This is a genomic window from Halovivax gelatinilyticus (assembly GCF_024300625.1).
Classification (GTDB): domain Archaea; phylum Halobacteriota; class Halobacteria; order Halobacteriales; family Natrialbaceae; genus Halovivax; species Halovivax gelatinilyticus.
Genome location: NZ_CP101322.1, coordinates 1,084,344 through 1,098,073 on the forward strand (window position 1 = coordinate 1,084,344; position 13,730 = coordinate 1,098,073).

Sequence of the window (13,730 nt, forward strand, 5' to 3'; positions counted from 1 at the left end):
CCAGCGGACGCGAGTGCAGCTCCAATTTTTAGTGATGGTGATCGGCGCTTTCCTCCCGCGGTCGGACGGCCAACGGGTCGTGATTAAAATATTATGTATTATATCGAATTATTTTGGCGAGAATGAAGTTCGTGGGCCGTGATACGAGACCGAGTCACCGCCGACCGGGAAACGGGTTGAACGGTCGGTAGGAGGGCGCGAGGACGTCCCGAGGTCCGTTCTACGGCTCGTCGAGTTCGACCGTCGGCTCGACGTCGAACGTCTCGTAGACGAACGTCCAGCGGTCGAGCTGTTGCTCGACGACGAGCGACGTCGGCGTTCCCATACCGTGGCCCGTCTCCGCGTCGCTTCGGAAACAGATGGGCGCGTCGCCGGTCGTCTCGTGCTGGACCAGCGCGGCCATCTTCCGGGCGTGTCCCGGGTGGACGCGCGTGTCGCCCGCGGCGGTGTGAAACAGCGTCGCCGGGTAGTCGGTTTCCTCGACGTTGTGATACGGCGAGTACGCCCGAAGCCACTCGAACTCTTCGGGGTCCTCCGGCGAGCCGTACTCGGGCGTCCACGTCTCGCCCAGCAGGAACCGGTGGAATCGCAGCATGTCTAGCAGGGGAACGCCGCAGACGATGGCTCCGAACAGGTCGGGTCGGCGCGTCAGCGCGGCCCCGACGAGCAAGCCGCCGTTCGAGCCGCCCATTCCCGCGAGTGTCTCCGTGTTCGTGTAGCCAGCCTCGATCAGCGCCTCACCCGCGGCCTCGAAGTCGTCGAACGTGTGGTGTTTGTGCTCCCGGTGGCCGTCTTCGTGCCACTCCTCGCCGAATTCGAGACCCCCGCGCAGGCAGGCCACCGCGAACACGCCGCCGTCGGCCAGGAACTGAGAGCGGAACGGACCGAAGCTCGGGAGCAACGGGATCCGAAAGCCGCCGTAGCCGTAGAGAACGGTCGGCGCGACGCCGTCGGGGTCGAGGTCCGATCGGTGGACGACGTAGACCGGCACCGTGGCGCCGTCGGTCGAGTCCACCCACAGCCGATCGACGGTGAGGTCGAGTCCCTCGCGCGGGTCGAGCGACGGCGGGAACTCGGGAGACTGGACGACCGCCCAGTCGTCGGGGCCGGCGTCGCTTCCCGCGTCGGCGTGGACGATACTCGACGGTCGGTCGAACCCCTGCAGACCGAAGACTACCTCGTCCGTATCGCCGTCGCCGGCCAGTCCGCCCCGCGGAACGCCGACGAACTCGGGCAGCGAGAGTTCGTGGCGTCGCTCGCCCTCGACATCGTGGAGCGAGACGACCGATCGAGCGTCGCGGATCCGGTGGATCGCCAGGCCGTCGCCGGCCGGCACCACCTGCGTCAGCACGTCGTCGCTCTCGGAAACGACGGTCTCGAACGCGTCGAGACCCGGCTCGCCGTCTCCGACCCGTGCCAGAATGTCCTCGACGTCGGCGCCGAGCAGTCGGAACCGCGGCGCCTCGTGATTCGTGTTCAGGTAGACGCGTCCCGCGTGGACGAGCGGTGCGAGCGAGGCGTCCACGTCGGTGACCAGCGGGACGAGCTCGTCGCCGTCCAGGACGTACAGCTCCGTATCCGACGCCAGTTCGCCGAGTGCGACGAGCACGAGCCCGCTCTCGCGGTCGACGTGGACGTTCGGCCAGCGCCGCTCGGGGATGTCGTCGGTGACGAACCGGTCGTCGCCGCCGAGTTCGCGGTAGCGAAGTTCCTTCTCGAGCAACGCCCCGTCGTCGGCGCTACCGGTCGACTGGTAGTAGAAGCCGTCGTCGTCCCAGGCGACCGAGAACTCGCCACAGCGGCCGACGTCGTCGATCCGATCGACGATCTCGCCGGAGTCGACGTCCAGCACGCACACGTCGTACTCCTCCGTGCCGCCTTCCATCAGGCCGTAGACGACGCGGTCGCCGTCCGGGTCGGGGACGAACCAGCCGAGCGAGACCGTCTCGCCGAGATCGTTCGGGTCGACGAGGGTCCGCGGGTCGCCCTCGCGCGTCACTCGAACGGTCAATCGCGGCTGATCGGCCCCCGCGGCTTCGATCAGTTGAAAGTACCGTCCGTCCCGCACGACCGGGACGTGGAAGGTTTCGTGGGCGGCGAGTGCCTCGAACGCCGGCCGAAGGGCCTCGCGGCGGTCCGTCTCGACGAACTCGTTCGTGTAGCGATTTTGCGTGTCCTCCCACGCGCTGACCGCCTCGTCGTCGGCTTCGAGCCAGCGGTACGGATCGACGATCGTCTCGCCGTGTAACTCCTCGCTGACCGGGTCGCGTTCGGTCTCCGGGTGACCGGAACCCGTCTGTTTACTCATACCACGGTGTCGAGAAGGGACGGGTAAGAAATCTCGGATAGCGGCGGGTTTCTTCTACCGGTCAAACTGAAACGGCCGTTGTAGGTAGGCGAGCCTTTAGTGGGGTGACCGGAAAACGAACGGTACAGACGAATGAATCGACGCGCTCTCATCGCGACGCTGGCGACGATCGGAACGGTCGGCTGTCTCGATACGCTCGACGGCGATGACGACGGATCGGAGGACGACGAACCGACAGGCTCCCCGGCCACCGGATCGAGCACCCGCTACGAGACCTGCGAGCGGGAGGTCGTCTCCTACGGCGAGTTTCCCGACGACGTCCAGGCCGAGATCGACGAGGCGATCGACGGCGGCTACGAAGCGGAGGAAATTCACCTCGCGAGCGCGATCGACGTCGACGAAACGTACGTCAGCCACGACCGGGCGTACTACCTGGCGACGATCGAGGCCGACGGTGAGCGGTATCGACTCGACCTCGAAGCCGACGACGAACCGGAACTCAGCCCGCGGCGGTTCACGCTCGAAAACGAAACCGGCTCCGCCGTGACCGGAACCGTCACCGTCCGGACGTCGGACGGCGAGACGCTCGTCGAAACGGACGTCGACGTCGAGCCCGATAGCGACTCGACCGCCGCCTCGATCACGCGGATCGGGGTGCACGCGATGGAGGTCGACCTCGACGGTCGCGACCCCGTCGAGGAGTCGGTCGGCGTCTCGGTGTCGAGTTTCGACGGCCACGTCGAGGTGTTCGACGAAGAGATAATCGTCAGCCAGGCGGTCGCCGATCTCGCGCCGTGTCCCTGGGACGAGTAGGACCCTTACTCCGCCAGCTCGATCTCGTCGTCGCCGTTGGGAACCGCGCAGATGAACGCGCCCGCCTCGTCGCCCTCGTTTCGGTACCAGTGGACCGTCCCGGCCGGAATCAGAAGCGAGTCGCCGGCAGAGACGGTGACCTCCTCGTCGTCGATACCGACGACGTACTCGCCGTCGAGGACGTACTGCTCGTGTTCGACCGCGTTGGTGTGTCTCGGCACCTCCGCGCCGGGTTCGAGCGTAAAGCGTCGAATCGCGAAATTCGGCGCGCCGTGCTCCTCGGCGATCAGGACGCCCTTCGAGAGGCCGTCGGCGGCGTCGACCGACTCGTACTCGATCTCGTCTCCGCGTCGAATAAGCGGATCGCTCATGCAGGTACCGTCTGCGGCGAGCCTCAAAAGATCGATCGATTCGGAGACGCCGCGTTGTACTCGGTTCGTTCGTATCTCACGGCCGTCGCTACGAAATGTTGAATACTGCAGTCAAGAGTCGATACCTCAGCGAATTCGCCTTACAGGCGCTCGACGTTCGTCGCGCGCGGGCCCTTCGGGGCCTGCTCGATGTCGAACTCGAGTTCCTGTCCTTCCTCAAGGTCCGGGCCGCCGATGTCTTCCATGTGGAAGAACACGTCGTCGTCCGCGTCCTCAGTCTCGATGAATCCGTAGCCGCCAGTGTCGTTGAAGAAATCAACGGTTCCTTTCGCCATTGCTCTTGAACCGACGACCGGATCACAGATAACCCTTCCGACTTACCACGACGACGGAATTCTCCACAGACAGCGCTTCTACCAGCTATATCGCCGATTTCCTTTCTATGAAACAAACTGTTATCGGCGGTCGCACTCACCGTCGATCGTTCGGACGAGATCGGTAACGCCACTCACGCCGGCACCAGCCGATAGATCCCCATCGCGAGGAAGTAGGTGGCCACGAACAGCCCGTAGCCGACGACGAAGCCGACGAGTTCGCGGGTACCGAGCCCGTCGGGGCTCACGTACGCGAAGATCGCGAGTCCGACGACGAAGATCGCGAGCGTGAACAGCCCGACGGCGTAGTAGAAGAGCCGATCGGATTCGAAAACGGCGTGCATCGATCACTGGGGGTACGGTCCGCGCTCGGGTAACGGTACCGATGGCGGCGATCAGAACGCGAGCAGGCTCTCGACCGCGTCGTGGTAGGCCGGGTCGAGCCCGTCACGAATGTCTTCCGGGTCGGTCGCTCCGTTCCGGTTGACGAGGTAGGTACGTCCGGGGTCGTTGCCGTAGGCACCGTGGAAATCGTAGACGAAACCGTAGATCGAGACGTCCTCGGGCACCTCGGGTGCCTCGAGCAGGAAGTCGACCTGCGCGTCGACGTTGTACTCGACGAGCTGGTTTCTGACCGTCGTCTCGTCCGCGTCGCGCGGCGTCCCGTCGGGATCGGCGTCGACGCGCTCGTCGGCCAGGCCCTCCTCGATGACGGGGACGAGCAATTCGACCCACTTCGTGACGCCGATCGGTCGCGGCGCTTCGGCGCCGCAGGCGACGTCGTACGCCGCCGAGACGGCCCCGCAGCCCGTGTGACCGACGACGGCGATCGTTCGCGTCCCGCAGTGGTGGATCGGGTAGAGTACGCTCCCGTCGACGATCCGCTCGCCGACGTCTGCGTCCCAGACCTGGTTGCCGATGTTACTCGGCGTGAACACCGCTCCCGGTCGATCGACGTTCCACATGCCCTCCTGTGAGACCCGGGAGTCAGAACAGCACATCGAGACGACGCTCGGTTGCTGTCCGGTTCGTATCGTCTCGAAATAATCGTCCGACAGCGACTCGACGTGCGCCGCGTTCCCCTCCAGTAGGCTCTCGAGGTCGCCTTCCATACGCGGTAGATTGAGCGGATAACTCAATAACGATTCGACTCACGGCGGCTCGGTTTCCGATACGATTTTGCCCGGGCGTACGGAACCTGCCCCCAAGACCATGCTCGATCGGACCTACGTGCGCGAGAATCCAGACGAGGTGCGAACCGCACTCGACCACAAAGGCGTCGACTTCGATCTCGACCGGCTACTCGCCGTCGACGAAGAGTGGCGCGAACTCAAAGCCCGCGGCGACGATCTTCGTCACGAGCGCAACCAGGTGAGCCGAAAGATCGGCGAGCTCAAACGCGAGGGCAACGACACCGAGGCGGACGCGGCGATCGAGCGCTCGAACGAGTTGAAGACCGAACTCGAGTCGGTCGAATCGCGCGCCGACGTCCTGGAGGCGGAGTTAGAAGAGGGGCTGCTCAACCTGCCACAGATCCCCGCCGACGAGGTGCCCGTCGGCGCCGACGAGACCGAGAACGTCGAGCGCCGCCGCGAGGGGTTCGACGACCTGCGCGAGCTACCAAACGAGGTCGTCCCGCACTACGACCTGGGCGAAGACCTCGAACTGATCGACTTCGAGCGCGGGGCGAAAGTCGCCGGCGGCGGCTTCCAGTTCCTCAAGGGAGACGGGGCACGACTCGAGCACGCGCTCATCCAGTTCTTCCTCGACGTCCACCGCGAGAGCGGCTACGTCGACGTCTTCCCCCCGATCGCCGTCAACTCGGCCTCGATGCGAGGAACCGGCCAGTTCCCGAAGTTCACCGAGGACGCCTACCGGCTGGGTGCGAGCAACCAGGAGTCCTACGACGATGACGACCTCTGGCTGCTCCCGACCGCGGAGGTGCCGGTGACCAACATGCACCGCGACGAGATCTTCGTCGACGAGGACCTCCCGCTGAAGTACGTCGCCTACTCGCCGAACTTCCGGCGCGAAGCTGGTGAACACGGCACGGAAACCCGCGGCTACGTCCGCGTCCACCAGTTCAACAAGGTCGAACTCGTCAATTTCGTCCGCCCAGAAGAGAGCGCAGAGCGCTTCGAGGGGCTGGTCGACGAGGCCGAAGAGGTGCTGCGTCGGCTCGGACTGCCCTACCGCATCCTCGAGATGTGTACGGGCGATCTCGGATTCACCCAGTCGAAGAAGTACGACATCGAGGTCTGGGCGCCCGCCGACGACATGGACGACGGCCCCGACGAAGGCGGGCGCTGGCTCGAGGTATCGTCGGTCTCGAACTTCGAGGACTTCCAGGCCCGCCGGGCGGGCATCCAGTTCCGCCCCGAGCGCCACGAGTCGGCCGAGTACCTCCACACCCTGAACGGCTCGGGCGTCGCGCTGCCGCGCGTGATGGTCGCCATCATGGAGTACTACCAGAACGACGACGGCACGATCACCGTTCCCGACGCGCTCAGGCCCTACATGGGCGGCCAGGACGTGATCGAAGGGCACGAATCGGTCGGTGAGAGTGCGCTAGGCGAGAGCGACGACTGAGCGCAGCGAAGGCGTCGCTCTCGGAATGGCGAACGGGGACCGGAGTGACCCGTGAGCGGCGAGGATTGAGCGAGTGCGAGGTCGAACGTAGTGAGACCTCGAATACGTGAACGGGGAGGTACGACCCGTGAGCGAAGTGAGCGAAATCCTCGAAATGGTGAACGGGGAGCGGAGTGACCCGTGAACGGCGAAGCCGGGAGCGAACGAAGTGAGTGAGAACCGCGAGAAGGTGATCAAGACGGATAGACGGTTACGTCCGGGAAATACGTCTCGTAGAACCCCGAATCGAAGCTGACCAGCGCGTCGGCATCGACAGCGGCGTGGCCACCGATGACGAAGTCCGCAGCGATGTGCTGGCGCGGTGTGAGCTGGCGGCGACACGAGTGACAGTCTACCGTCTGTGTGGACCCGCAGGATGGACACTGAAGGCCATCAGGTCGACGATCGATGTATTTCCGGAACCTCTCGCCCGCCCTGAACGTCGCCGCTCGCGACGGTTCGGCCACTCGAATACTGAGGTCTTCGAGAAACTGATCGAGGTCCGTCGCGGTATCGAAGTGACCGTCTGCGGCGAGTTCGGCGTACACGATCGGCGTCGTGACGACGCGACCCTCTCGATAGACGCGACGAAGTTCCGCTTCGCTCGCATCGGCGTGTTCGTCGTCGTACAACAGCGCGAGAAGCGCGTTCGTATCGACCGCCGTAATCACGAGGGACCCTCCGACCTGTCGCGTTTCTCGTCGCCAACGTCGCGGGGATATTCGCCGCGAAGGCGTCGCATCCGATCCGGCATGGTTTCGTCGCTCTCCGCGCTGCCCCGGTATGTTTCGAAGGGGTCCGCACCGTCGGCGGTGGTCGGCTCTTTCTTCGTTATCTTGTACCCGGAGTCGACTGCCTCGAAGGTTATCTCGTCACCGGATTCGATCCCGAGTTCGTCCCGGATGTCCTTCGGGATGGTGACTTGACCTTTGGTGGTAACCCGGGGCATATCGGCACTAGGGAGTAATGGATAATGAGTATTACGACGATATTCATACCCGGTGTGCGGAGGTGGCGACACCCGATTCGTGAACGACGTGCGTGATCCGTGATACGACTCGGACTCGACCGTGTCAACCAGCTGGGTTCCGACACGCTCTTGACCCGATCGGGCAGATCGTATTTTGGCTCTCGACGTGGTCCGACGACCACAGATGGTCACCACGATCTCTCCCGATCGACTCAAAGAATTACTCGACGGCGACGAGGATTTCACGCTCATCGACACCCGTCCGGAAGAGAGCTACGAGGCCTGGCACGTTCGCGGGGCGGTCAATTATCCGTTCGACCCCGAGGAGGATCTCGACGGACGCGTCGACGAGATCGACGAACTCGTCGGCGACGACGACCGCGTGATTACGATCTGTGGCAAGGGGCTCTCCTCGGGCAACCTCGCGACCCAGCTGGCCGACGAGCTGGACGACCGGGAGGTCAACGCCGTCGACGGCGGGATGAAGGCCTGGAGCGGCGTCTACGACCACGTCGAGATCGACGTCGGGGAATCCGCCCGCGCGGTCCAGCTCCAGCGCCGGGCGAAGGGCTGTCTCTCCTACGTCGTCGGCTGTGCGCAGACGGGTGAGGGCGTCGCCGTCGACCCCACCGAGGACGGAGACGAGGTGAAGGCGGCCGCGACGGCGGCCGATCTGACGATTTCGGCCGTGATCGACACCCACGTCCACGCCGATCACGTCTCGGGCGGGCGGCGACTCGCGGACGAACTCGACGTCCCGTACTACCTGGGCGAGGGGGCCGCCGAGCGCGACGTCGAGATCCCGTTCGACGCGCTCGGCCGGAACGAGGCCCTCGAGGTGGGCGAGCTCTCGCTGAAAGCGCTCTACACGCCGGGCCACACCAGCGAGATGCTCTCGATTCTCGTCGGCGACGCGGCCGTGTTGACGGCGGACGCGCTGCACGCGGACTCGGTCGGCCGGACCGAACTGGAGTTTTCCGAGGGCGAGGGCGACCAGGGCGCCCGTATGCTCTACGAGTCACTCCACCGGACGCTACTGGCCGAACCCGACGGGCTCGCCGTACTTCCGGGCCACGTCACCGTAACCGAAGACGGCGAGTTCGTCACCGGTTCACCCGGCGAACCGATCGCGACCACTGTCCGGGAAGCTCGAACCGAGATGGACGTCCTCCAGCTCGACGAGGAAGAATTCGTTTCCCGACTCGCCGATCCCGGCGAGGAGCCCGCGAACTACGAGGAAATCATCGAGATCAACCGCGGCGTCCGCGACCTCGACCCAGAGGAGCGGACGGAACTCGAACTCGGGCCGAACAACTGCTCTGCCTGACCGGCTCGGGCCAATTCTCACCGAAACGGCCCCGGGTTTCACGGAAGCTGGAGGAACTGTCGGTCGTCCGGGCGTTCTTCCGTAGCCGGGTAGACGACGGCGAAGTTGCCGTCGGTCATCGTCGAGATTCGACTCGGCAGCGTCCGGAGTTCGGGGTGCCAGCCGACGTCGTCGCGCCGCGCGCTCACGCAGATCGCCATCGCGCCGGCGTCGAGTTTGGCGCCGAGTTCGGACTCGAGTTCCGCCCAGTCGTCGACGGCCGAGACGCGCACGGACGCCTCCGGGTCGACGCTCGCCGCGCGCCGTTCGAGTGCGGCGGGATCGCCCTCGACCGCGAGCGCGTCGACGGCCGCGCCGATCGCCGTCGCCAGCTGGGTGATGGTGTGGATCACCTCGTCCAGGCCGTCGTTGTGCTCGATGTCCGGCGGGAGAACGAGCACGATCCGCTCGGTCGTGGACAGCGGGTCGCGGATTCGGCCGACGACCGTCAGCTGCGTCGTTCGCGAAAGGAGCTGGTCGATCGTGTGGCCGAAGACCCGCTGGGTTCTCGCTCGCGCGCCGTCCCACCCGATCACGATCGTCGAGATCCGTGTTTCGATCGCCGCGGAGACGATCCCGGAGGCGACGTTGTGGTTGAGTCGGCGGTGCCCGACGACCGGGACGTCGGCGCCGGCCGCGTACGACCGCAATCGCGACTGTTCGACCTCGAGGGAAGCGATCTCGGCCAGCGTTCGATCCGTCCGGTCCGGCCTGACGACCGAGACGGTGTGAATCGGCTGTCCGGACCGTTCGTCGCGGATCGAGAGCGCCAGGTCGAGTAAGTTCGCCGCATATCTGGACTCACGCGAGACCGGGACGAGGATACGCTGGGGCATCCGGGTCGGATCGTACGCCCGACGTTCGATCGAGCGCGCGATCCGCGAGCCAGCCCGCTCGACCACCGCCGGACTGACGACGCTCACGACGAGGATCATCAGGACGACCGCGTTGATCAGCGCCCGATCGAAGCCGGGAACGCCAGCGTCGAAGCCGATCTGGACGATCGCGAGCGCCGCCGCGGCCTGGCCGACCGACAGGCCGAACATGGCGCCGACGCTCGCTGGCGAGTAGCCGTAGAGTCGCCCCGTCAGCCAGGCGGCGGCGTACTTCGTCGCTACGACCATCGCGATCAGCGCCGTCGCAAGCGAGAGCGTCTCGACACCGTCTGCGATCACGCGAACGTCGACGAGCATCCCGACCGAGAGCAAGAAGAAGGGGATGAACAGCGCGTTTCCGACGAACTCGATGCGGTTCATCAACGTCCCAGTCTTCGGAATCAACCGGTTTAACGCCAGCCCGGCGAGGAAGGCACCCACGATGTGTTCGACGCCGGCCAGTTCGGCGAGCAGGGCCGAGGCGAACAGGATCGCCATGACGAAGAGAAACTCGTAGTAGCGCTCCTCGTCGTGGATGCGAAAGAACCAGCGACCTAACCGGGGGACGATGAACCAGACGGCGGCGAAGAAGATCGTCAATCCGATCGCGAGTTCCGCCCAAAAGGTCGTCGTGAGCTCGCCGTCGACGGAGGCGACGACGACGGCCAGCACGAGCAGCGCGAGGGTGTCGGTCAGGATCGTCCCGCCGACGGTCGCCGTCATCGACTCCTCGCCGACGATACCGAGCCGGTTGACGATCGGATAGGCGAGCAGCGTGTGCGAGGCGAAGATCGCGGCGAACAGCGACGCGGCGGCGACGGAGAAATCGAAGACCACGATTCCGACGACCGTCCCGACGGCCTGCGGGACGAGAAACGAGAGCAGTCCGAAGACGATCGATCGATCTCGACGGGCGACGAACTGCGCGAAGTTGATCTCGAGGCCGGCGACGAACAGCAGGTAGATGAGCCCCACCTCGCCCAGGAGCTGGATCGTCTCGCCCCGTTCGAGCAATCCGAGACCGTTCGGCCCGATCGCCGCCCCGACCAGAATGATGCCGACGATCCCCGGCAGTCGGTTTCGCTCTAACACCATCGGGGCGACCAGGAAGACGATCATCGCGAGCCCGAAGACGATCACCGGATCGTCGAACGGGAGCGAGAGCGACGGGCGAGAGACGAGCGGATACGCGTTCGTGAGCGCCACGACGTCGGGTATCGTGGCGTCGACTGTGACGACTCGTTCGGTCGCTACGGCGTCGACGGACATCGAATTCGGCGTATCACCGAGTCAGACGGGATCCCGGTTCGTTATCCCAGCCATACGACCGGGTAGGGACGGCCGTCACGGGGTCTCGGCGGAGAAGCCGTCGGTCTCGCTATCGACCCGAACGGATCTGACCACAGAGCGACAGCGACTCAGCGCGTGTACGTCTCGAGCCGGACGATCCGTCCAGCGTCGATTTCGAACACGTCGGCGAATTCGAACAACGCCTCGCCGGTCGCGTCGACGAGTCGGCCGCGAGCGGTCACGCGATCGCCGGTCCCGAAGAGCTCGGCGAGATCGTGGCTGGTGTCGGCCACCGGCCGATCGTCGCGCATGAAGCCGACGAACGCGTCTCGACCCTCGAACGTTCGGTCGGGCCGGCGCTGGACGAACGACGGTGCCAGAAGGGTCTCGAATACGTCGTACTCGTGTGCGTCGAGGGCGGCGTAGTACCGGCGGACGAGCGTGAGCGCTTCGTCGCCCAGGCTCGTAGTCGGCTCATCGGTCACGTGGGCGTGTTTCTCGGGGACGGACAAAAACCTCCGCTCCGAGCCTAGTCGTCCGATAGCTCGACCGGTTCGTCGAGCTGACCGGCCTGGACGTTCCAGAGGGTGGCGTACTTCCCGTCAGCCGCCAGGAGCTCGTCGTGATCGCCGCGTTCGACGATCCGACCGCCTTCTAACACGAGAATCGTATCGGCGTCGCGGATCGTCGAGAGGCGGTGAGCGATCGCGAGGGTCGTTCGATCCACGGTGAGTCGTTCGATCGAGCGCTGGATTGCGAGTTCCGTCTTCGTGTCGACCGCGCTGGTCGCCTCGTCGAGGACGAGGATCGGCGGATCCTGCAGGATGGTTCGGGCGATGGCGATGCGCTGGCGCTGGCCGCCGGAGAGTTTCGTGCCGCGCTCGCCGACTCTGGTGTCGTAGCCGTCCGGCAACTCCTCGATGAACGCGTGCGCTTCGGCCGCCTCGGCCGCCTCGCGGACGGCCTCGTCGCTCGCGTCGAACTCGCCGTAGCGGATGTTCTCGGCGACGGTGCCGTCGAAGAGGAACGTCTCCTGGCCGACGTAGCCGATCGCCTCCCGGAGGTCGGCCAGCTGGAGGCCCCGGAGGTCGTGACCGTCGATCCGGATCGCGCCCTCGTCGACGTCGTACAGCCGGAGGAGCAGCTTGAGAAGCGTCGACTTGCCGGCGCCCGTCGGGCCGACGAAGGCGACCATCTCGCCGGGTTCGGCGACGAAAGAAACGTCCTCGATCACCGGTCTGGACCCGCCGTCGGCGGTTTCACCGCCTCCCGTTCGTTGCTCCGACGGAGTGACGTTCCCCTCCGCGAGGACGTTGTCGTAGGCGAAGGTGACGTCGTCGTAGGCGACGCGGCCCTCGGCCTCGGGAAGCGGTTTCGCGTCCGCGGCGTCCTCGATGGCGACCTCGATATCCATCAATCCGAAGATGCGCTCGCTCGAAGCCTTCGCGTTCTCGTACTGGTCGACGATGTCGGAAACCTGCGCCAGCGGGTCGACGATCCGCTGGGTCAGCATCAAGAAGACGACGAAGTCACCGACCGAGAGGGTGCCCGTCAACGGGCCCGGCGCCGTATCGGTCGCGAGCCAGAGCCCGCCGACGAGAAACGTCGCGACGAAGGCGATGCCGGCCAGTAACTCCATTCCCGGCCGGTAGAGGTACGAGAGCTTGAGGACGTCCATCGTCCGGTCGAAGAAGTTCATCGAGGCCTTGCTGACGCGGTTTACCTCGTAGTCTTCCGTCGCCGTCGCCTTTGTGAGGCCCATCCCCGAGATCGCGTTCTCGAGGCGGGTGTTCAATCGCGCGACCGCCGACCGCTGGCGGACGTAGCGGGGTTCGACGGTCTTCATGAACCAGATCGTGAAGGCGAACATCGCGGGGACGGCGAACAGCGTGATGAACGCGAGTTGCCAGTTGAGATAGAAGAGGACGGCGGCGATGCCGGCCACCATCACCAGCAGGCGAAGCGAGTCCATCAGCGCGTTGTCGAGAAACATCTCTAAGTTCCGCGTGTCGTCGTTCAACACCGCCATCACCTCGCCGGTCTGCTTGTCGTCGAAGAACGTCTGATCCAGCCGTTGCATCTTCCGGAAGCTGTCGACGCGGACGGCGTGCATCACGCCGTGGGCGAACAGGTTGGCCGTCACGCCGTAAATCCAGGTGAAGACGGCCACCGCGACGAACGCGACGGCGATCGCGATCACCGTGAACTCGAGCTGGGCGAGCTGGGCGTCGGGAAGCCACGCGTCGGGAACGAACGGCAGGGAGAACGGAGCCGGATCGTCCGCGTCGGGGGCGAAGATGGCGTCGATCGCCACGCCGAGCATCACCGGCGGCACGAGGCTGGCCATCCGGGCGACGAAGTTCGCCAGCATCCCGGCGCCGAACAGCCCCAACCGACCGGGCGCGTACTCGACGAACAGTCTGGTAAGCGGCCGGTCGACGCGCTCTCGATATCGATCGAACGGCGTCTCCTCTGCGTCGTAATCGCTCACTGGCAGACGGGTTCAGTTTCGAAACGTAAACCCCCCTCGGTTTCGGCCGACGGTGCCGGAACCCGTCGCAGATACTGATTCTACAAACGGAGAGAGAGAGAGAGAGAGAGAGAGAGAGAGAGAGTCGTTCCGTGGGTGCGTTTCGCGGTGGCCGCGAGCCTGCCCGCTGTGCGGGCAGGCGAGCACGGGGAAGGGCTGGGATACCCCTGATACAATACCGCGAGCGAGGCCGTCGGCCGAGTGA

13 protein-coding genes are annotated in these 13,730 nt (G+C 65.3%); 3 read left to right on the forward strand and 10 right to left on the reverse strand.

Going from position 1 to position 13,730, the window contains the following annotated elements; translation table 11 throughout:
- Window positions 1-220 precede the first annotated feature (220 nt).
- Complete coding sequence (locus tag NKH31_RS05255; protein ID WP_254864089.1) at window positions 221-2,308, reverse strand: prolyl oligopeptidase family serine peptidase; 2,088 nt, start codon at window positions 2,306-2,308, stop codon at window positions 221-223.
- Window positions 2,309-2,440: 132 nt separating this feature from the next.
- On the opposite strand from NKH31_RS05255, the gene NKH31_RS05260 reads away from it, so the two are divergent.
- Window positions 2,441-3,121: a hypothetical protein gene (locus NKH31_RS05260; protein ID WP_254864090.1), complete on the forward strand. Its 681-nt coding sequence runs from the start codon at window positions 2,441-2,443 to the stop codon at window positions 3,119-3,121.
- A gap of 5 nt (window positions 3,122-3,126) precedes the next feature.
- On the opposite strand, the gene NKH31_RS05265 is transcribed toward NKH31_RS05260, so the two are convergent.
- The 4 genes from NKH31_RS05265 to NKH31_RS05280 form a co-directional block, all read right to left on the reverse strand.
- Entirely contained in the window at window positions 3,127-3,492 is a 366-nt protein-coding gene (locus NKH31_RS05265) for a cupin domain-containing protein (RefSeq protein ID WP_254864091.1), read from the reverse strand.
- Between the two features lie 140 nt (window positions 3,493-3,632).
- Window positions 3,633-3,827 (reverse strand): cold-shock protein, encoded by a 195-nt coding sequence (locus NKH31_RS05270; protein WP_005554588.1) that lies wholly within the window; start codon window positions 3,825-3,827, stop codon window positions 3,633-3,635.
- Between the two features lie 173 nt (window positions 3,828-4,000).
- Window positions 4,001-4,210 (reverse strand): hypothetical protein, encoded by a 210-nt coding sequence (locus NKH31_RS05275; RefSeq protein ID WP_254864092.1) that lies wholly within the window; start codon window positions 4,208-4,210, stop codon window positions 4,001-4,003.
- Between the two features lie 51 nt (window positions 4,211-4,261).
- Window positions 4,262-4,978: a carbonic anhydrase gene (locus NKH31_RS05280; RefSeq protein ID WP_254864093.1), complete on the reverse strand. Its 717-nt coding sequence runs from the start codon at window positions 4,976-4,978 to the stop codon at window positions 4,262-4,264.
- Between the two features lie 100 nt (window positions 4,979-5,078).
- On the opposite strand from NKH31_RS05280, the gene serS reads away from it, so the two are divergent.
- Complete coding sequence (gene serS, locus NKH31_RS05285) at window positions 5,079-6,455, forward strand: serine--tRNA ligase (RefSeq protein ID WP_254864094.1); 1,377 nt, start codon at window positions 5,079-5,081, stop codon at window positions 6,453-6,455.
- A 233-nt stretch (window positions 6,456-6,688) separates the two neighbouring features.
- Here the strand turns inward: serS and NKH31_RS05290 are convergent, their stop codons facing one another.
- Together NKH31_RS05290 and NKH31_RS05295 are read right to left on the reverse strand one after the other, a co-directional pair.
- Window positions 6,689-7,165: a PIN domain-containing protein gene (locus NKH31_RS05290; RefSeq protein WP_254864095.1), complete on the reverse strand. Its 477-nt coding sequence runs from the start codon at window positions 7,163-7,165 to the stop codon at window positions 6,689-6,691.
- Window positions 7,162-7,443, reverse strand: coding sequence for an AbrB/MazE/SpoVT family DNA-binding domain-containing protein (locus NKH31_RS05295; protein WP_254864096.1), 282 nt, complete (start codon window positions 7,441-7,443; stop codon window positions 7,162-7,164). Before NKH31_RS05295 ends, NKH31_RS05290 begins: the two co-directional genes overlap by 4 nt.
- Window positions 7,444-7,648: 205 nt before the next feature.
- Here NKH31_RS05295 and NKH31_RS05300 point away from each other — a divergent pair, with 205 nt between their 5' ends.
- On the forward strand, window positions 7,649-8,791 hold the full coding sequence (locus tag NKH31_RS05300; RefSeq protein ID WP_254864097.1) for an MBL fold metallo-hydrolase: 1,143 nt from the start codon (window positions 7,649-7,651) through the stop codon (window positions 8,789-8,791).
- 38 nt (window positions 8,792-8,829) lie between these two features.
- On the opposite strand, the gene NKH31_RS05305 is transcribed toward NKH31_RS05300, so the two are convergent.
- From NKH31_RS05305 to NKH31_RS05315, 3 genes are all read right to left on the reverse strand, one after another.
- Window positions 8,830-10,974: a cation:proton antiporter domain-containing protein gene (locus NKH31_RS05305; RefSeq protein WP_425492312.1), complete on the reverse strand. Its 2,145-nt coding sequence runs from the start codon at window positions 10,972-10,974 to the stop codon at window positions 8,830-8,832.
- 149 nt (window positions 10,975-11,123) lie between these two features.
- A complete protein-coding gene (locus NKH31_RS05310; RefSeq protein ID WP_254864098.1) occupies window positions 11,124-11,480 on the reverse strand; it encodes a nuclear transport factor 2 family protein in 357 nt (118 codons plus the stop codon).
- 44 nt (window positions 11,481-11,524) lie between these two features.
- Window positions 11,525-13,486: an ABC transporter ATP-binding protein gene (locus NKH31_RS05315; protein WP_254864099.1), complete on the reverse strand. Its 1,962-nt coding sequence runs from the start codon at window positions 13,484-13,486 to the stop codon at window positions 11,525-11,527.
- Window positions 13,487-13,730: the final 244 nt, after the last annotated feature.

Bases quoted from the DNA above. Each gene is read 5' to 3' on its own strand.
- NKH31_RS05280 (WP_254864093.1), bottom strand. From the start codon at position 4,978: ATGGAAGGCGACCTCGAGAGCCTACTGGAGGGGAACGCGGCGCACGTC.
- NKH31_RS05265 (WP_254864091.1), bottom strand. From the start codon at position 3,492: ATGAGCGATCCGCTTATTCGACGCGGAGACGAGATCGAGTACGAGTCG.
- NKH31_RS05255 (WP_254864089.1), bottom strand. From the start codon at position 2,308: ATGAGTAAACAGACGGGTTCCGGTCACCCGGAGACCGAACGCGACCCG.
- NKH31_RS05275 (WP_254864092.1), bottom strand. From the start codon at position 4,210: ATGCACGCCGTTTTCGAATCCGATCGGCTCTTCTACTACGCCGTCGGG.
- NKH31_RS05260 (WP_254864090.1), top strand. From the start codon at position 2,441: ATGAATCGACGCGCTCTCATCGCGACGCTGGCGACGATCGGAACGGTC.
- NKH31_RS05305 (WP_425492312.1), bottom strand. From the start codon at position 10,974: ATGTCCGTCGACGCCGTAGCGACCGAACGAGTCGTCACAGTCGACGCC.
- NKH31_RS05270 (WP_005554588.1), bottom strand. From the start codon at position 3,827: ATGGCGAAAGGAACCGTTGATTTCTTCAACGACACTGGCGGCTACGGA.
- serS (WP_254864094.1), top strand. From the start codon at position 5,079: ATGCTCGATCGGACCTACGTGCGCGAGAATCCAGACGAGGTGCGAACC.
- NKH31_RS05300 (WP_254864097.1), top strand. From the start codon at position 7,649: ATGGTCACCACGATCTCTCCCGATCGACTCAAAGAATTACTCGACGGC.
- NKH31_RS05295 (WP_254864096.1), bottom strand. From the start codon at position 7,443: ATGCCCCGGGTTACCACCAAAGGTCAAGTCACCATCCCGAAGGACATC.